Source organism: Parabacteroides sp. AF14-59, from assembly GCF_003479515.1.
GTDB lineage: Bacteria > Bacteroidota > Bacteroidia > Bacteroidales > Tannerellaceae > Parabacteroides > Parabacteroides faecis.
Map to the genome: position 1 here is coordinate 179,652 of NZ_QUHH01000007.1, position 20,525 is coordinate 200,176.

General features: G+C 44.6%; 12 protein-coding genes. 3 read left to right on the forward strand and 9 right to left on the reverse strand.

Annotated features, from left to right (window positions below; all coding sequences use genetic code 11):
* The first annotated feature begins 5 nt into the window (after positions 1-5).
* The 3 genes from DWW23_RS10420 (at position 6) to DWW23_RS10430 (ending at position 3,974) form a co-directional block, all read left to right on the forward strand.
* Positions 6-1,670, forward strand: a complete 1,665-nt coding sequence (locus tag DWW23_RS10420; RefSeq protein ID WP_122353217.1) for a SusD/RagB family nutrient-binding outer membrane lipoprotein — start codon at positions 6-8, stop codon at positions 1,668-1,670.
* 154 nt (positions 1,671-1,824) lie between these two features.
* Positions 1,825-3,369 (forward strand): glycine--tRNA ligase, encoded by a 1,545-nt coding sequence (locus DWW23_RS10425; RefSeq protein WP_122353218.1) that lies wholly within the window; start codon positions 1,825-1,827, stop codon positions 3,367-3,369.
* 5 nt (positions 3,370-3,374) lie between these two features.
* Complete coding sequence (locus DWW23_RS10430; RefSeq protein WP_122353219.1) at positions 3,375-3,974, forward strand: FKBP-type peptidyl-prolyl cis-trans isomerase; 600 nt, start codon at positions 3,375-3,377, stop codon at positions 3,972-3,974.
* Positions 3,975-4,347: 373 nt separating this feature from the next.
* On the opposite strand, the gene DWW23_RS10435 is transcribed toward DWW23_RS10430, so the two are convergent.
* From DWW23_RS10435 to DWW23_RS10480, 9 genes are all read right to left on the reverse strand, one after another.
* Complete coding sequence (locus tag DWW23_RS10435; RefSeq protein ID WP_122353220.1) at positions 4,348-6,690, reverse strand: hypothetical protein; 2,343 nt, start codon at positions 6,688-6,690, stop codon at positions 4,348-4,350.
* Positions 6,691-6,952: 262 nt separating this feature from the next.
* Positions 6,953-8,530: a RagB/SusD family nutrient uptake outer membrane protein gene (locus DWW23_RS10440; protein ID WP_122353221.1), complete on the reverse strand. Its 1,578-nt coding sequence runs from the start codon at positions 8,528-8,530 to the stop codon at positions 6,953-6,955.
* 21 nt (positions 8,531-8,551) lie between these two features.
* Entirely contained in the window at positions 8,552-11,644 is a 3,093-nt protein-coding gene (locus DWW23_RS10445; RefSeq protein WP_122353278.1) for a TonB-dependent receptor, read from the reverse strand.
* Positions 11,645-11,665: 21 nt separating this feature from the next.
* The gene (locus DWW23_RS10450) at positions 11,666-13,663 is read right to left on the reverse strand and encodes an alpha-galactosidase (RefSeq protein WP_122353222.1); all 1,998 of its coding nucleotides are present in this window, start codon (positions 13,661-13,663) and stop codon (positions 11,666-11,668) included.
* A 17-nt stretch (positions 13,664-13,680) separates the two neighbouring features.
* Positions 13,681-15,885, reverse strand: coding sequence for an alpha-galactosidase (locus tag DWW23_RS10455; protein ID WP_122353223.1), 2,205 nt, complete (start codon positions 15,883-15,885; stop codon positions 13,681-13,683).
* Between the two features lie 446 nt (positions 15,886-16,331).
* On the reverse strand, positions 16,332-17,129 hold the full coding sequence (locus DWW23_RS10465; RefSeq protein WP_122353224.1) for a LytTR family DNA-binding domain-containing protein: 798 nt from the start codon (positions 17,127-17,129) through the stop codon (positions 16,332-16,334).
* A 2-nt stretch (positions 17,130-17,131) separates the two neighbouring features.
* A complete protein-coding gene (locus DWW23_RS10470) occupies positions 17,132-17,860 on the reverse strand; it encodes a LiaI-LiaF-like domain-containing protein (protein WP_122353225.1) in 729 nt (242 codons plus the stop codon).
* Positions 17,861-18,255: 395 nt separating this feature from the next.
* Complete coding sequence (locus DWW23_RS10475) at positions 18,256-18,840, reverse strand: DUF417 family protein (RefSeq protein WP_122353226.1); 585 nt, start codon at positions 18,838-18,840, stop codon at positions 18,256-18,258.
* A 259-nt stretch (positions 18,841-19,099) separates the two neighbouring features.
* Entirely contained in the window at positions 19,100-20,314 is a 1,215-nt protein-coding gene (locus DWW23_RS10480) for a radical SAM protein (protein ID WP_122353227.1), read from the reverse strand.
* Between the last annotated feature and the right edge of the window lie 211 nt (positions 20,315-20,525).

The following is a 20,525-nucleotide window of genomic DNA, read 5'->3' on the forward strand; positions in this document are numbered from 1 at the left end:
GTAAAATGAAAAAAATTAAATATTATATTCTCGGAGCGTTAGCTTCCATGGCTGCATTAAGCTCCTGCGATGCCGACTTCACCAAAATCAACAAGAATCCTGATACGGTATACGAAGTTGATCCCGAAGTGTTCCTCTATCAGATTGAAAATGTAATGTGTAATGCCGGAGAAACATGGGCAGACTCATATGCCTGTCGTTTGAGATGGATGCAGTATTGTGCCGGAATCTGGGGATATAGCACAACTAACTTCACCGAATGCGCCGGTTTTTCCGGATCATTATACAGCAACTATGTAAACGCTGGTAAATATGCCCGTCACATACCTTATTACGTCAAAACCAATATGCCGGAACAGGAAGCTGCTTACAGCGACTTAACCGAAGTAGCCCGTATCCTCTTGATTACAAAAGGTATTCAAGCATCCGACGTATACGGTTCTTTAGTGTACACCGACGGTTGGGGAACCCGCAACGGTAACGTGGAAATTCTTGAACCGACTTTCCAAACTCAGGAAGAGTTGTTGACGACCTGGAACCAGGAACTGAAAGAAGCTGCCAATAAGCTGGCAACATCCAGCAACCAGGTGACTTTCAAGAATTATGACCTGGCTTACAGTGGCGACATGAGTAAATGGGTGAAGGCTGCTAATGCCGTACGTATGCGGATCGCTTTGAGATTGTTAAAACAGAAACCGGCAGAAGCTAAAGCCATTGCACAAGAGGTATTATCTTCCGGCAACATTTTCAGCAGTATCGACGATAGTTTTATCCTTTATTTCGATAACTACTGGACAACCCAAGGCGACTGGCATTCCGTCATCGACATGGATCGCGCTTCTGCTGCTTTTATGGCTTACTTACTGAAGTATAACGACCCGAGAAAACGTCTGTTTTTCCAGATCAACAATTTAACTCCGGAAAATGTAGCCGCATTCAATGCCAAAGAAACAACGACTCCTGCACAGGTTATTCCGACTCATTTAGGTCGCTGGACCGGTGGTAGCGTAAGTTACGACAAATGGGCAACCGACTCCTGTCGCACATCTCGTTATCTGGACGATATCGACATGCGTCCGATGAACAGACCTCAGACTCGTTTGTGGAAAGGTGCGCAAGACAATGGTAGTGCCGGTGGCTGGATTCCTTTGGTAACATATGCAGACTTCTGTTTCATGGCTTCCGAATTTACGTTGGAAGGCGTTGCCAACAGCAAAACAGCTCAGCAATGGTATGAAGAAGGCGTAAAAGCCTCTCTGAGACAATGGAGTAAAATTGCCGACTACTGCAAAATCAATGACTACGAAGCGGTTACAGAAAGTGAAATCGAAGCATTCCTGAAACAGGATGGTATCGCATGGAACAGTGCCATGGCTAAAGAACAGATCTACTGCCAGACTTGGGTAGAACATTTCAAGAATAACAGTGAATCATGGGCCATGTACAAACGTACCAACTATCCGAGCACTACATCTACATTGGTTACCTGGGAACCGATCAATGTATACGGTGAATTGCAGCAAGTACCGCGTCGTAAAAAATTCACCATGCCAGCCGATGGTTCTGCCAACTATGCAAATCAGGTAAAACGCCTCGAGGACATGCAGAAAGAATCGAACTTCGGTCGTCTGGACAGCGAATTTGGTCGTATATGGTGGGATAAAGAATAAACCCAGAACTAAATTTTCAATATAATTTTTGATGGTGAAAGGTGGCCGGGATGGTCACCTTTCTTTATATGTATTAACTAATAAGCCGCTGAAAATGCTGTAACTTACAGAAAAAATCATTTACTTTGCAGGTTGATAATAATTACATATACTTATGGCACAAGAAGATGTTTTCAAGAAATTAGTTTCACACTGTAAAGAATACGGATTTGTATTTCCCTCTTCAGAAATATATGATGGTTTAGGAGCAGTGTATGATTACGGACAGTATGGCGTAGAGCTGAAAAATAATATAAAGAAATACTGGTGGGACAGCATGACCCTGCTTCACGAAAATGTAGTAGGCCTCGACTCCGCTATTTTCATGCATCCGACTATCTGGAAGGCATCCGGCCATGTGGACGCATTCAATGACCCTTTGATCGACAATAAGGACTCTAAGAAACGGTATCGTGCCGACGTACTGATCGAAGATTATCTGGCTAAGATCGACGAAAAGATACAGAAAGAAGTCGACAAAGCTGCGAAAAAGTTCGGTGAAGCATTCGATGAGACCCAATTCCGTGCTACCAACGGCCGCGTATTGGAACATCAGGCTAAACGCGACGAGATACACACCCGTTTTGCGAAAGCACTGAACGATTCCAACTTTGAAGATCTCCGCCAGATCATTATCGACTGCGAAATCGCTTGTCCGATCTCCGGAACACGCAACTGGACGGAAGTACGCCAGTTCAACCTGATGTTCTCCACAGAAATGGGATCTACTGCCGACGGCGCTTCCAAAATCTACCTGCGTCCGGAAACTGCACAGGGTATTTTCGTAAACTTCCTGAACGTGCAGAAGACAGGCCGTATGAAAGTACCTTTCGGTATCGCTCAGATCGGTAAAGCATTCCGTAACGAGATCGTTGCCCGTCAGTTCATCTTCCGTATGCGTGAGTTCGAACAGATGGAAATGCAGTTCTTCGTTCGTCCGGGAGAAGAAATGGAATGGTTCAAACAATGGAAATCGACTCGTCTGAAATGGCACAAAGCAATGGGACTGGGTGATCAGAAATATCGTTACCACGATCACGAAAAACTGGCTCATTATGCCAATGCAGCTACAGACATCGAATATGAAATGCCGTTCGGTTTCAAAGAAGTGGAAGGTATCCACAGCCGTACAGACTTCGACCTGAGCCAGCATGAGAAATTCTCAGGTAAGAAGATACAGTATTTCGATCCTGAATTAAATAAAAGCTATACTCCGTACGTTATTGAAACATCTATCGGTGTCGACCGTGTATTCCTGAGCGTTATGGCCGGATCTTATTGCGAAGAGACACTCGAAAACGGTGAAACACGCGTAGTATTGAAATTGCCTGCAGCTCTGGCTCCTATCAAGTTAGCCGTATTGCCGCTGGTTAAGAAAGACGGGCTTCCTGAAAAAGCGGAAGAGATTGTCAACATGCTGAAATTCGATTTCCGTTGCCAGTATGATGAAAAAGACTCTATCGGCAAACGTTACCGCCGTCAGGATGCCATTGGAACTCCGTACTGTATTACAGTTGACCACGATACTTTGAAGGATAATTGTGTAACGATCCGTTTCCGTGATACCATGGAACAGGAACGTGTAAGCATCGACAAGCTGCACGAGATTATTTCTGAAAAGGTTAGTATGAAGTCATTATTAAAAAAGATAACTGAATAAATTAAATGAAGAAGTACCTGCAATTCGCGTTGATGATTTTTTGTATGTCCGTAGTCTTTACCTCCTGTAAAGATGACGATGACAGTGATGATGCAGCCGTTGAAGCATACAAACTGAAAAATGAACAGGCTTTCGCGGCAAAGGAAAAAGACACCGATTTCTTTAAAGTAAGTATACAAGGATCCGGAGATGATTTTGTTTATGCTAAAAGGATAAAACAAGGAGACGGCCCTGTAATCTATTACAACAGCCGTGTGACTGTTTATTACAAAGGATGGTTGATCGATAGCAAAGAAGGCGAGTATTTCGATCAGTGCGTTCCCTATGCAGCACCAGCTAAATTCGCTGTAAGCTCCGCTTCCTCCAACTATAACTATACTTATGGCTATGGAGTTCCCTCTCCTATAACTGGATGGACCATTGCTTTGCAAAATATGGTAGTTGGTGACAAATGGGAAGTTTGGATTCCTCAGAAACTAGGATATGGTTCTAATAAAAAGGATAACATTCCTGCATACTCTACATTAATTTTTGAGATAGAGGTCATGGAAAGAACATCTGAAGTTGCAGGAACCGATGATAAAGAAGATTATCCAACATCTTAAATTCACTTTAGAATGAATAGAAAAGGGGACATCAAATATTTGATGCCCCCTTTTTATTATTTATAAGTTTGATATAAAAAAGGCTGCCTCATAAAGCAAACCCTTATAAACAATTAAAGCCTGTCTCACGACAAGCCCTAACCAAACTTTGTTAACCTTAAATCTAATACTATTATGAAAAAACCACAGTACAAAGATACAGGAGTAAAGGGCTTTTGTCAAGTCTTTTCTGACTAATAAACGTTAAGCAGAACACTTATTCCAGTCAAATTTTGTTATCGAACACAAAACTATATAGATTACAATCAAATTCTACTAAAATTAACAGCCTAGAGCCCTAATTTCAGTAGATTTGATTGTATCGACATGGATCTTATTTTATGAACTTCAAACATTCGGAATCCTGTGGGGAAGTGACTGCCTGAACCAGGAATATACCTTTGGGCAGATCAGCAATATTGATGTCATAGCAGGTTTGCGAAGATAAAGCAGGATACTTTTTCAGTAACGCTCCCTGTGTCGAGTAGATAAGAATATCTTTCAGTTCTTTTTCCGTCTGTATAAACAAATGATCGTCCTTTACCCAGCCGGTTATCTTTCTATCCGGCGTAGTAAGATCGGACACACCCGTTCCCGTGCCTTTCTTATCTATTCTGTATAACTTCACACCAAAATTAGGTAAAGAGAAAGGAATTTCTTCACCTTTCAGCGACACGCCCTGACCAGTCCAGAGCTCTTTAATACCTTTCACATCGGAAGAAGCGATTCCCAGTCGTGACAACTTGATATCTTCCGAGACTGATTCAGCTTTATAATTAAATGCAGCGACATACATATAATCATCCGTATCCAACATAAAAAGACTCTCGCCACGGTTCCTTCCCCAACTGTTTTTACCTGAAGCCGTGGCACCTTCCACCGGGTAAAAAGATTTACCGATGCGCGCAATTTCGTTCACGTCGGCATTCGTCGCAAACTTTTCTGCTTTCTGGCGGGCAGCGAGATCCCCTATACAAGTTCCTTTCTGGCTGAAATTATCACCGAGAATATAAGTTCCCGTGATCACTCCCGATGTAATACGCATACGGTTTTCATCTTCATTATAAGCATCTTTATGAAGAACCAGATGGTCGGCATCATTGAAGTTGTAGACCTTGTCGAGCCACCAGCCAAAAGAAAGTCCGTTCATTACATATTCCGTATCTTCCTTAGCTCCCCAGGCATCGCAACTGATGCGGCGGGAGTTCCCGTATTGCGCAGGAAAAGCAGGAGCAATGGATAAAGCCATGAACATGTCATCCCCGCACAATTCTGTCAGATACTTCATACCACTGTTATAAGCCTGCACACCGGTCGTAACGTTCTTATCGTAATAAGAGTCCGCTTCAAGGATCGCATTGTTCAGGAAGTCGAATTTGATGTATTTATATCCCAACTCTTTAAAACGGTTGATGAAGTAACTCATCCGTTCACGGGTACCGGGATGGGTCGGGTCTAACGCACGGGAAGCAATCTTCTTCGGTTTTCCGTTCACATAGAGGTAAGCGTCTCCGTATCTGTAGCTGCTACCTTCCATAGAACGGCTACCGTCTTCTCCCCAATCGGAGAAAGGAGACCAATAGATGCCCGGAACCTGTCCGTTATCGACACATTGCTTGGCAAATGTCTTCAACTGATAATCGTTCAGGTTATCCCAGTAAGAATCGAGGATCACATAAGCCGTGCCGTCATTATTGAAATGATTCGGTTGCAGGTTCGTACTGATATAATCGGAAACATCGAGAGCACCAGTAAAATTGAGTTTTTCGGCCATTGCGCCCCAACTGTTCCATCCGAAGATATTTCCTTTCGCCCATTTACGGGGAGGAGCAACCAACGCATTTGCTTCGCCGTATGCTTCAAGCCCTTTGCGCCAGTCATCGAACATGCCGACCAGGAGTTTCGGAGATTTCAGTTTCGTACCGGAGATGCTGCCGTGAGGTTTTGAACCTTCGGCATCGATATCGTGGGTAAGGCGGTGGCTGATCCCGCCAAAACATTCCAGACGGTTCAACTGCTGGTTGCCGGAGGTTGAATAGCGTACGCCGGTCTTCCATGTATCATGTTCAACGGAACCGAGCACCAGTCCTTCACGTGTATCACCAGAATAGATGGAAGTGACCTCGAAAGAAACAGAGTCTACCGACAATGCCAATGAGGAATAACCGATCCAGGCATCATTGTCGAACGGTACAGATAAAACCCGGTTGGAGGCATTTGCATTCAGGAAAGAGCTGGTCGTTTCTGTGACAACCGGAGCAATATAATTACTTGAGGTTGCAGTCTCCGAAATGATATAGGCTTCTGTTAGAAAGTAACTTTTATCCGGATAGAAATAGAACGACTGTTGCAGAGCCGGTTTTCCATCGTGTGCTGCATAGGTAAATGTGTATTTATGTCCGGCACCGAAGACATCATCGACAGTTTCCTCCGAAAAAGCAGGCTGTCCGTACTCCGTGCTTCGCAACCATGTTTCCTTCTCTTTCGCCTGAACAAAAACACCCGCCAATATGGTCTTTTCCTTATGGATAAAGTCGCATGTCTTTGTTCCTTCATTATAAACGATCTTCCAGCTACCGGAAGCGATCACTTGCTGTTCACCTGCAAAAGCCTTTGCCCCCAACAAGAGACATACAAGACCAAAAAGCAGGGATGTTCCTGTTAAATTATTTTTCATGACCTACTATTATATTAGTTTGATTCGGTTTTTTTATTAAACAAAACACCGGGCAAAGACATGCCTTCCCGGTGCTTTCTCCTTTTACAATCCTTTTGCCTTTAGTTTATTAAACATCAATCAATTACAGTTTCCTTGTAGTTTCGCTATTTGGAAACTGTAGTTCCCTGCGGAGGGAACTGTAATTTCCTGCCTGGGAAACTCTAGTTTCCTAAGGAGGAAACCGGAGTTTCTTCCCTAGGAAACAGAAGTAACTTTATAGTTATCTGTATCCGGGGTTCTGATCATCCTGAGTCATGTCCGGATTCTGTTCGATCTCTTCGTTAGGGATCGGATAGCGAACGTTATAATCCTGGATCGTACCTGAGCGTTTCGCCCATTTGTTGCGTGCTTTGATATACTCAACGAATTTGCCTGTACGGATCAGATCGGCACGACGCCAGTTCTCACCCAGAAACTCACGCATACGTTCATCCATGATCTTCACACGGAAGTTATCCTGAGACATACCTGCATCCCATTTCTTATCAGCCGGGATATTAAAGCCCCATGCACGGTTACGCACTTCATTCACCTTTTCTACCGCCTGTCCGGTTTGTCCTAATTCATTCAGACATTCGGCATAGCTAAGAAGGACATCCGCATAACGGAGAGCCGGGATATTCTTCCCTGAGTTCCACATATTGTTGATACCCAAGCCTGAATACTGGTCGGTACGATAATCTTCATATTTCTTTACGTGCGGTTTCAATTCGTCATGGTCTTCACCCAGATCTTCCCAGGCAACACATTCGTAGTTAGGGACTTCACCATGATACGTAAAGTCGTAACGGATACTTTCCTCTTTACGGACATCACCGTCTTCCCAGATACCACCGTTTTCCACCGTTTCATATCCATATTCAGTAACAACGACATGGTCGTAACCGGCAAAGTAACAACCGTCTTTCCACCAGTTCTGCGCCACACGTGAACCGATCTGGAACTGGATCTGGTTACGGTTCGGATTATTATTGAACTGGAATTCATAAATAGATTCCGCCGTATTCGGTTTCTCGTAATTCCACAGGTCGGCATAGTTTACCAATGAATAGCCCATCCCCATTACTTTCTCGAAACATTCTTTCGCCTTGTTGAAGTCGCGCAGACCGGTTTCTACCGGAGCAGACATATAAGCCTTACCCAACATCGTATAACCGGCACCGGAAGTTGCCCGTCCAGCCGTATTTGTCTTAGGAGCATATTTAGCCGCTTTTTCCAGGTCATTGATAATAAACTGCCAGACATCGGTCAAAGACTGACGGCCGTAGCCGGTTTCTTCCAGCTTATCCAGGTCGATGATAGGTATTTCACCCCAGTATAACGCCAGTTCATAATCGACGAAACCACGCACGAAACAGGCCTCACCCAACAGTTCAGCTTGTTTGGTTCCTTCTGCCAGATCAGGCGTATCCAACGCACGGACGATCTTGGCAGCAGCGGTAACTATCGGGAAACGTTTGTTCCACTGATCTTTCACCTTGCTATGCAGGGAGTTCATATTGGCATCGTAACGGTCCATAGCCGCTCCTTCGCCACCCCCTTTATTCTGTAATGCACCGCGCTGTATTTCGTCGGTACCGGTCATCAGGAACCAGGCACGTTCATCCTGGCGGGTATTGTCACGCCAGGTATTATAGATACCCTTCAGATTCAGTTCGATAAACTCTACATCCGAATAGATCTGCTCTTCTGTCAATGCTTTCTTGTTTTCCTGTGTCAGGAAATCGGAACAAGATGTGGTGATTCCGGCAGTAAGCGCCAAAGCCAGCAATCCGATCAAATTATATCTCTTTTTCATAATTGTAATCCTTTTAAATCATTAAAAACTAAAGTTCAAACCAAATACATACATTTTTGTCGGAGGATATCCGTAATCGCCTGTTTCAGGATCGAAGCCTTTATATTTGGTTGCGCAGAACAGGTTGGATGCCGTGAAGTAAACACGCAGGTTTTCCACTTTGAGCTGGCTTAACAAAGGTTTCGGGAATGAATAAGCCAATGTCAGGGTAGACAAACGCAAATAAGAGGCATTCTGGATCGTGTAATCCATATCGGACGGATTATAACGGTTATAACCGCTGGTCGTATTGGCAATCACACGCGGAACGGAAGCGCCGGTATTTTCCGGAGTCCAACGGTCCAGTAGGTCGATAGACGACATGCCTGTACCTGTACTGTTGATCAAACCTTCGTAATATGAACTGATTTTCTTTGCACCGTAAGAATAGTTGAATACAGCATTCAAGGTAATTCCCTTATAGCTGAAATCGGTGGCAAACCCGCCGTAGAACTTCGGATCCTTCTTTCCTACCACTGTGCGGTCAAGCTGGTCGATTACGCCGTCAGGCACACCGTCAGGGCCGGAAATATCTTGCGGGAACAAATCACCAAGGCTTACATGTTTTCCATTGAAATCCAGATTTTCCCATTCGCTACGGTTCGATTCGTTCGCGATACCGCCAGTCTTATAAGTATAAATGTTATTCAATGATTCGCCCAGGAAGATATTCTTTTCACGATCTGAACCGTTCAGGATCTCCGTCACCTGGCCATACAACTTAGACACCTCATTCTTATCGAAAGAGATATTGGCATTCACATTCCATGTAAAGTCTTTTGTCTGTATCGGAGTAGCGTTGATCGTCGCTTCAAAACCTTTATTCTTTACAGAGCCGATATTTTCCCATGTTTCACTGTAGCCGGAAGTCAACGGCAGAGAGTGTTTCATCAACAGATTATCATTCTTGATAAAGAATCCGTCCAGAGAAACGTTCAAACGGTCATTGAGGAATGCCATATCGACACCGATATTGGTTTGTTTCTGTTTTTCCCAGGTAATGGCAGGCGTACCTCTCAAACCGCTGGTTGCGTAGGAAGCTTCGCCGTTGCTGACAGAAGAGAAATACAATGTACGATATGCATAGTTTTCGATATCCTGGTTACCAACCACACCATAACCTACACGGAACTTCATCCGGTCGAAAATAGTCTGGTCTTCCATGAACGCTTCATTCGTTATATCCCATGCGGCAGAGAAAGAAGGCAGGATACCCCAGCGGTGGCCTTTGGCAAACTTGGAAGAACCGTCGTAACGGGCCGTTGCCGTCAGGTAGTAACGCATATCATAGTTGTAGTTCACTCTACCCAGGACAGAAACGAGGGTATTGCCTTTGAAGTCAGAATCGAGTTCTTTCTTATCGTTAGCGGCAGCACCTTTCAGGTCGTACCACAGCAAATCGTCGCTGGCATAACGGTCGCCCTGTGCTTTAGTATAGTTTTCCGAGTTCTTGGTCGTACTTGTACCGAACAGGAAGTTCATGCGGTGTTTGTTGATCGTCTTGTCGTAAGTGATCGTATTATCCCACTGCCAGTTCAACTGTGACCATCTTTCGTGTTTTGCTCTCGCATCACCGTTATAGTGGCGGATAGCTTCCTGGATATAGCTCGGTGTATATTCGAACCAGGTCTGTGAAGAAACATCCAATGCGAACGTTGAACGGATATTCAGTCCTTCGATCGGATTGATATTGATGTAATTGGAAGAAAGGAAACGGTTACGGGCACGTTCGCGGGCCACTTCCTGCGAGTTGAACGGGTTATAATCGTTATTGTTTCCTTCGTTGTGCACACGGTAGTACAATGTCAGATAATCCCAGGTGTAACGGGTTGCCGGATCTTTGTAAGGTGCCGGATTCAGCAATGGGTTCGCATTCAGCGCCTTGTCATACACATCGTCTGTCGGCAGGTTATTTTCCGTACGGGAGAAAGAAGAGTTCGTACCGACCTTCAACCACGGTTTGATCATCGATTCCGCATTGATACGTCCGGAATATTTCTTTTCTTTCGAATCACCGATCAGACCGTCGATATTGGCATAATCAAAGCTGATGTAGATATTGTTCTTTTCCGTTGCATTGGAGAAGCTTACGGAGTGGTTCTGCTGGAAACCGGTGCTTGCCACCTCATCCAACCAGTTATAGCTCTGACCTGCATTGTGAGTGGCAAACTCCTCATCAGAGAAAGCGGTATTCGTTTTCATCAATGTGTTATTGATGTAATCCTGGCGGTTTGCCGTAGGATTGTCCTGCATGTACCCATTGGCAAAAGCATCTATACGCAGGTCGAACAACTGGGAAGCATCCATTGTCTTCGGACGCTGGGTAATTTTTGAGAAACCTACCCAACCGTCGTAAGTAACACGTCCCTCGCCTATTTTACCTTTTTTGGTCGTGATAAGAACGACACCGTTGGCACCACGTGATCCGTAAAGGGCTGTAGCCGAGGCATCTTTCAACACCTGTACGGAAGCCACATCGTTCACATTGATGGCGTTAAAACCACCGTAACCGTTGCCCATAACCAAACCGTCGACAACGTAGATCGGGTCTGAACCGGAATTGATCGTATTCACACCACGGATCTTGATACTTGAATCGTCACCCGGACGAGTTCCTTTGGTGATCAAAACACCGGCTACACGTCCCTGAAGGGCTTCATTGACGGTCGTTACCGGGCGTTCTTCCAACACTTTCGCGTCGACATGCGCAATAGCGCCTGTCAGGTCGCTCTTCTTCATGGAAGCACCTACGATCACTACTTCGTCGATAGATTGTGAGTCTTCTGAAAGTGATACGTTGATCACGTTCTGGTTACCGACTTTTACTTCCTTGGTGTCATATCCGATATAGCTGATCACCAGGGTGGCGCCCGGTGAGGCTGTCAAAGAATATTTTCCATCCATATCCGATATAGTCCCTTGCGTTGTTCCCTTGAGAACAACGCTCGCTCCCGGGAGCGACTCCGACGTTTTTGCGTCGGTGATCGTACCTGTAATTGTTATGCCTTGTGCGAAAACGGTACCGCAGCATACTACAAGCATCATCAAAATACTAAAAACCTTGATCTGTTTCATAATTGATAAATTTAAGAACATTTAGTTGTTTTCTATCTTGTAAAGCAACGCATCCCTGGCGGGGACCGTCACTGTGAGTTTTTCCTTGACAGGCTGTTCATATCCGCTCCAGAGCTCTCTTGCCCTGTAAGTAACCGTCGGCTCCAATCCGAGGCGTTCAAGCGAAACTGTGGCATTCATCTCCTCTTCCGAATAATTAAAGATAGCGAAATAAGATGATCCGTCTGCATCATGGCGAATAAATTGATTTTCAGAACGTTCTCCATTTCCTTCCACCGGAGCGAATGAAATACCTCTGGCGACATCATTCACTCTTTGGTTGGTCATGAATTTCATGGCACGGTCCTTGTCGATCTGTTTACCGCCCTTACTGAAATCGTCACCAACGATATACAAGCCGGTAATAGCACCGGAAGTCATACGGGCCCGGTTCTCGCCTTCGGTCGCTTCGCGCAGCACCAGGTGGTCGGCATCGTTATACTGGTACACCTCATCCTGCCACCAGCCGTAAGAAAGGGCATTCAGCGTGTATTCGGTATCTTTGATCTTATTCCAGGCATCACAGGCAATACGGCGTGAATTAGCGTAATGAGCCGGGAATACAGGAGAGATAGACAGATTGATGTACATGTCGCCGAAGTATTTGTTCAACAGCTGCATGCCGTAGTTGTAGGCCTGGATACCTGTCCGGATCTCCGGATTGTACCATTTGTCGGCTTCCATCGCCCCGTGTGTCATAAAGTCCATCTTCACGTATTTGAAACCGCAACGATGGAATAGCTCAGACGTTTTCTTCATCATTTCCTCAATAGCCGGATGAGTCGGGTCGATCGCATAGGCACCGTCCAGTTCCTGCGGCTGGCCATTCGCATACAGATAAACATCTTTATACTTATAATCAGGAGCATCCTTGATGGTCCGATCCGGACGTCTGCCCCAATCGGTAAACGGCGTCCAGTATACGCCGGCAATCTGTCCGTTAGCCGTACAATGATCTACGAAATCTTTCAGTTCTTCATCCTTAAAGCTATTCCAGCCGGAGTCGAGGCCGATCGTCACATTGCCGTCGGGATTCACAAAATGGTTGTTCTGCAAATTATCCCTGAAGAAATCGGACACCTCCAGCGCCTTCTGGTAAGTCAGCTTGAACTGAAGTGCACCCCAACTGTTCCAACCGAACGTAACGGCACCCGGCCATTTCTTCACGGGAGCTACTACAGCATTCGCTTTTCCGTATTCTTCCAGTCCGGCACGCCAGTCATTGAAGAAACCGACAAAGACCTTCGGCGACTTCACTGTTTTCCCTTTCAGGCTACCATGTGCTTTCGAATCACGTGTCAGCGTATCGGCAACACCCCCGAAACAAACCAGCGAACCGATATTGCTGCGGTCGCCTTTGACCATATCGATACCTGTCTTCCAGTCGGAATGCTCTACCGAACCGATGACAAGACCTTTACGATCCTTATTATTGAATACGGTAGCCACTTCATAACTACGCAACTGATCGAAAGTCAGCGGATGAGACTGATAACGAATCCAGCAATCGTTATCGAAAGGCTGGAACAACGCACGGTTATCCCCTTCGGCGAGTAAAGCAGGCATACGATCGATGTTGACCGGAGCCATATAATTCGATTCGACATCGGCATTCCCTCCCTGAAGGGTAAATTCCGTCAACAAATAATCTTTCTCCGGATAGATGTAGAAAGATTGCACCAGTGTAGGCAGGTTGCTATCGGTATAGGTAACCTGTAATAACGATCCTTCGCCGAATGCATCGCTGATAGCGGTTGCTTTCGAACGACTACTCCTGTAGTCACGGGTTGTGACCAATTTGTCGCCTAACTTATACGAAGCGTAGACCCCATCGGAAAGAAGCTGGCTCTCTTTTTCGATACGGTGGCCTTTCTGCTCCTGATCGTAGCTGACCGTCCATTTCCCCGAAGAGACGAAAGGTTCGCTACAGGATACAACAAGGGCGAGCAATAGCAGCAGATTTAAATTGATGAGTTTCATGTATTGATAATTAAATATTACTGTTCTGTAATCAGCAGGACCGTACTTTCATACGTATTCCCGATTGTCAGGCTGATACCGGCATTCATCAGATAATCACCGGGGAATACCTGCCCGTCGCCGTAGAAGGAACTGTTTCCGGCTTTATTCAATTCAGTGATCTTATACATTTTAGCCGGATCCAGTCCTTTCAGTTTGGTCTCAAAGAATGTTGTACGTCCGTGATATTTCAGGCTGTAAGCAAAAAATACAGATTCCTTTTTATCTTTGGATATATACATATGCGAAGCCCATCCGGTTCCGTCGTAAGGCGATTTGAGACGATAAAGATCGCCCAGCTGTACGATCGGGCGGATACGTTTATAGTTCTTTATGGCCTGTTCTGCAAAAGGCAGTTCATCACCTGTCAAATCCTTCGGTTGCAATTCCATACCCAGACGCCCCGTCATGGCAACATCAAAACGGAATTTCAGCGGTGCCATCATACCCGTTTGATGGTTCGGAGTAGTCGAAACATGGGAAGCTGTGGCTTTTGCCGGGAAGAAAAGATTCGTACTGTACTGGATGAATATACGGTCGAGCGAGTTGGTGTTATCGCTTGCCCAGAACTCATCGTGATATTTCAACGCTCCGAAATCCAGGCGGCCGCCACCGGCCGAACACAACTGGATCATAACATCCGGATGCTTTGCACGGATCCGTTCGTAAGCACTATACAGTCCTTTTATATACTCGATCCAGAAATGGGTCTGATCCTCTTTAGAAAGGTAATCGGAACCGAAATTGTCGACGTGGCGGTTCGCATCCCATTTAATATAGGAAATATGAGGAGACAAAGCGATTACATCGTCGAAAGTCTTCACCACAAAATCCTGTACAGCCGGATTGCTCAGATCGAGCAACCATTGGTTACGCATCGGGATAATATCACGCTTACCGCTCTTTACAATCCATTCCGGATGTTTTTCTGCCAGTTCACTCTTTGGACTTACCATTTCCGGTTCGATCCAGATGCCGAATTTCAGTCCTTTATTTACTGCATACTTCGCCAGATAATCGATCCCGCGCGGTAATTTTTTCTTATTTACCTGCCAGTCACCCAAACCGACCTTATCCGAGTTACGCGGATATTTGTTGGCAAACCATCCGTCGTCGAGTACGAACATTTCAACACCGAAAGCAGCAGCATCATCGATCATATCCGTGATTGTCTTCTCAGTAAAGTTAAAATAAGCACCTTCCCAACTGTTCAGGACGATCGGCAATTCCTGATCGCCATGAGCCAATGCATAGTTACGCGACCAGTCGTGCAGATTTCTGGAAACCTGTCCTTTACCGGTAGAACTATATGTCCATACCATTTCCGGGGTTTGCAATATTTTACCCGGTTCCAGATTATAAGTAGAGGCAAAATTATTCATACCGGTCAACACATGCAGCATGCCGCATTCATCCACTTCAAAAGAGGTCAGATAGTTGCCCGACCAAGCCAGTGAACCGGCATAGACTTCACCCATATCTTCATAAGCCGGTCCGTTCAGAGACAACAGGAAAGAAGAGTTTTCAGACTGCGTGGTCCGTATGCCTTTCTTGGATTCCACCCGTTTGACACCGGGAGTCAGTTGCTCTTCCACCAATTGCATTTCAGAAGCCCATGCGCCATGAAAATGAGTCAGATAGTAAGAGTCTGCATGTAAGGGAAGATAAGCGGAAGATATATTTTCGACAGCCAGCCGGGTCTTTTCCTGATGAGAGATGGAAACAGACTGACAGATCACATTTTCCTTTTGGTAAGCTACAAAATTGAGATTGACGAAAACCGGGTACAAAGGATCTTTCAACTGTATTACGGTTTCTATTCTATTATTATCGATATTCTTTACGGAATGGTCCGCATATATCAATTCTGTAGTCTGAACACCGTCATTATGCGTCAGCTTCAATGCCGGATTCAGGAAAAGGCGTCCTCCGTAAGCAGGATAGATTGCCGGAGCATAACCGATACCGTTATCCGGTTGTTCTTTATACTTCTTATTAAGGAAAGGGGAAACATGCCGGAATTTATCTCCAAAATAGTTATATACTACTTTTTTATCCGAAGAGATAGAAAAGATCATGCTCAAGTCATTTGTAGAGACGGATATGATGTCCGCATCTTTCTCCTGGGAAGAAACATTCATACACCCCAGTAAAAGGGCTACAGTTAACAATAGTGCTTTCATGTCTATCAGTTTTATTTTACTTATTCAAGGTTGATGGTGCAAACTAAGCCAATAAAGAGAAGTACGGAAAGCACGGATTCGCCAATAATTTGTATTTATGCATTTAATTCATAGAGAATTAACAGGATTGCAACATTTACGTCATTTTTTGACGCATTTGTTACAGGGTAGAAAACAAAAAAGGCTCACATCCGAAAATGCAAACCTCTATAAAACATTAAAGGCTGTCTCACGACAACCCCTAACCAACTTTGTTAACCTTAAATCTAATACTATTATGAAAAAACCACAATGCAAAGATACACTCACGACAAGCATTTGTCAAGCCTTTTACAGACAATATATGTTAAGCTCTTCACACATTCCGGCTAAAAAATGTTTCTGAAGACAAAACTTTATACAATACAGACAAAAACTGCTAATTTTAACAATTAAAGTGAGCTATTTTACAGGGAAAGGCGTTCTTTAAGCAACCGATAGCCGGTCAGACTGGCACGCAAACAGACACCTGTTTTCAAACGAACCTGGTAACTGTCTTTCCCGAACAATTCCACACGGATGATCTCCCCGCTATTCACGATACAAGACCGGTGAATACGGATAAAAGCATTCTCCGGCAGATGCGTTTCAAAATATTTCATCGTCTGTTCCTTGACATATTGACCTGTCGAGGTGAACAACGTCACATAATCGCCGCTTGCCTGGATATAGAGCAGTTCGTCCAACCGGATCAGATGGATACGGGTGCCGTCTTTCACAGAGATACGATCCAGTAACGCTTCTTCAGGTGGCAGTGATGTTTCAGTCTCAACAGAAACAAGAGAATCCTCAGACGGTTCTTCTTTCCGAATCTCCTTCCAGCGAATAAAATACCATTGAGCCAGAATAATCCATCCCAGCAGACCAAACAGAAAACGGAAAGGGATAGTCGAAGCAAACCATTCCATCCGACCGGGACAAATCAATGTCCCCACCATATACCCTCCTATAATAGAAATCGCCAGGACACCGATAGTTAATGCAATCTGGGCCTGTATCGGACGCAATACTCCGGTAACATACCAGAGCAGAAAACCGGAAACAGAGAATAACCCTACCGAAACCAGACTGTCAAGCCATGCAAGCAGCCACCCCGTATGTTCGTAGTAATACAACAACAAAGCCCCTGTGCAACAGACGATCGATGCCAGCGTGATACCGGCAATCCTATAAAAGACAGAGTTTATAAACGGATGCGTCTGCATAATCAACTTTTGAATTCGATTCCGCCAAAAGTCGCATTTCCGCGTACCACCAATACATGATCGTTATCCATGTTTACAGAAGCATTGAAACGTTTATCTTCACAGCCTCCCATCAGGGTACGGACATTAAAATGAAGCCGCCAGTCATTGGGCACATATATTTCCACCCCGGCAAACGTACAATCGATGTCAATATAGGTCCGCGGACCTTCCAGCTTTGTTCTTCGCAAATCCAGAATGGTTCCCCCGAACAAAACCTTGATCCGTGCTCCTTTGAAAACCGGATCCAGAATGATCTGCTCCACGGAACTAAACGTATTATCCGATTCCACATAACCGTCTATATTGATAAATTCACTTTTTGTACCAGTGTCTGCCTCGTTACCTGTCGTTCCCCTTCTATTTCTCCAATGAGTATTGTTTTTCTTCCGTGGCGAAAAGAGTATCACGATACCGGCCAACACCAGAAGTAGCGGCCAGATAGTCATTCCACTGCCATCCATCCAGTCCAACTCAGGCATCAGAAAGTATAGTCCGAATAAAAAGGTGATCAATCCTCCGACATACTGGCGGGAAAAAAAGGTAGAAACTCCCACATACATCACCAGCATCTGCCAGGATACTATAATATCAAAGATATCGGTAGCAATCATACCCATGTTCTTCAGCAACCATACAATCCCGACTACGATAAACGGGATTGCCCAAAAGATGTTTTTTCTAAGATTCATAATCTGTATTGTTTAAATGTTTGAAACAAAAGTAGGTATCAGCCACCTCCCGGACAAGAGAGAAACGTCCTATTACAGTCAAAGATCGGTGAATCGCCGAAAATAACCGACAAAAAAAGGAAATATTCAATGCAGAAAAACAAAAAGGCCTGCATCTGTCCTGAATGCAAACCCCTATAAACAATTAAAGCCTGTCTCACGACAAGCCCTAACCAACTTTGTTAACCTTAAATCTAATACTATTATGAAAAAACCACGATACAAATATACGGCTTAATCCAAATTTGTCAAGGGGTTTTATGCTAAATCATGTTTCGTGTCGTATAAGAAAAGCTAACAAGTTTCAATATGTTTGTTTTTTACTTCCGAAGTGTTAAAATAAACACTTTCTGTTCCTATTTCTTCTTCAATATCCGCTGAGCGCAATCAGACAGGACAACGATCGCCCCGGCAATAATCGCCGTGTCTTTTATCACCAGACGACCTGCTCCCGTAAGCAACGGGAAGCCATGCTCTCCGCTACCCAGATCCGGAACCCATACCTCCGGCGTAGTGACGAGGAACGACAAGGTGCCTATCGTCATTATGATAGCCAGTAGGGAGCCTACCAGACCAATCTTCGGAGAAAAGATCCCCAGAAAGGTCAGTATACCGATCGCCATGATCAGGATACCCAGCCCATGTGAGAAACCATATGTATTGTTTTCTACATGCCACTGATGTTTGGCTTCATTGAATTCACCCTCTTTCAATTTATATTCTTTGTATTCAGGTGCGCTCTTGGTATAGAAGAAGCTCATAAACGGGCTGTTTGCCACAAAGGGAACGATCCCTTCCGCTTCATAATTCCAGAATTTCAGTCCGCCGATCCATACGAATATGATCAGAATAGCAACACGGATCAGGTTAATACCCAGTTTCTGTGAAGAAGCTGCCATGTTCAGAAATGTGTCAAATAAATCCTTTAGTTTAGTAGTCATGTCTTTCTTTGTTTATCAGTTTAACTTATGATGCAAAGATCTGACATTTTTACCCTATAGGAAATGGCAATTCTGCCGGATAACTTGACAATTATTCCCTAAAGACAAAATAGAGGGTGTGCCAAAACAAATAAACCGGACGCAGATTACGCAGACGAGCGCAGAGTAACGCAGATATATTAATTATCAATAAAATAAGTCTGCGTTAATCTGCGCTTTCTGCGATATCTGCGTCCGGTAAATACCGTCTTAAATCTTTTTAGTTACGTATTCCCAGTTCTACCAATTTCTGTTCGTCCAAAGCATACTTCCGTTCGATGCTCTGCAACAAGTCTTCACTGATATCCAGCGGACGGTTCAGTTTCTTCATTTCGCGGTATCCTTTATATACATGGGTGATCATCTTACGCGGATTGAAGACCAGCGATGAAGTGATCCAACATCCATGCGTACACCAGCAATTCGCCTTATCCCCATGACCGATAGCAGCGATCTCCTGCTTCATGGCATCACTCTGCATGATCTTAGCGATATTACAATCGTAATCCTTTACATTACCGATCGGCTCGCGAAGCTCGCAGGCACGGAAACGGCCGTCATAGTCGATCACCAAGGTGGTCTCTCCCGCCGTACAATCCATTCCCCAGGGAGTCGGATGATCGATATTGGTCGCACGTACATTATATAATGTACGGATGAAGCCCAGATAGAAGAAACGGGCAATCGGTTTTCTGAAGCCACCGGTCTCTTCCGCCATACGTTCCCCATAGACATTATAGATAGGCACAACCTCGTCCTGCAAAGCGCGTAAAGTAGGCTCGGTAAGCACCTTCACCCCGTCGTCGCGCGTCATTCCGCGTGCAGCCTCGATAATATGGTTGGACAGATGGAAACGGCCTAAAATCCAAAGCATCAAATCCTGTACCTCCTCCAGGTTATATTTTGTAATTACGGTGGCAAGGTTTTTCAGCACCCTGCCGTCGTCAGCAAAGTTTTTCTCAATCATCTTCAACGTCCCCATCGCTTTGTAGAAGTTACCGGGGACACCGCGCTGTATATCGTGTGTATCACCGAAACCGTCCAATGAAAGACTGAGGTTGATATTCAGTTCCGGACAATTCCGGCGGATTTGTTTCACCCAGGCAATGATCCGGTCGGGCTTCAATCCGTTGGTAGGAATGTTCACGTCTTTTATCTCGTTATTCTTATAGAACATCTCTATAATTTCAGGTAATTCCTCACGCAGTGTCGGCTCACCGCCGGATACCCACAAACGATTGAACTGTCCGGCTGTTTCGGAGATCTTCTTTATTTCTTCAAAAGTCAGGTCTTTTTCTTTTTTATCCATGTCTTCCGCATAGAAGCACATTTTACATTTGGCATTACACCGCCCTGTGACAAACAGGAAAACAGATTCTAATTTTCTGTTTGTGCTCATTGTTCTGAAAGAGCTCTTTGTTCGTTTTGTACCCATTGTTATTATGATTAGATTTCTCTATTAGTATTAGCTCCCATATCTTATTAAGCAGACAGACAAATATATACCATACCCATAAATCTATCAGCCAGACTTGAAAACATTCGCAAATTTCACCTATTATATATCATAAAACAATCTCCATTTGTGGGATTCGATGTTCTATATTTAAGAATATCAGTCAGAAAATCTAAATAGTCTTATATTT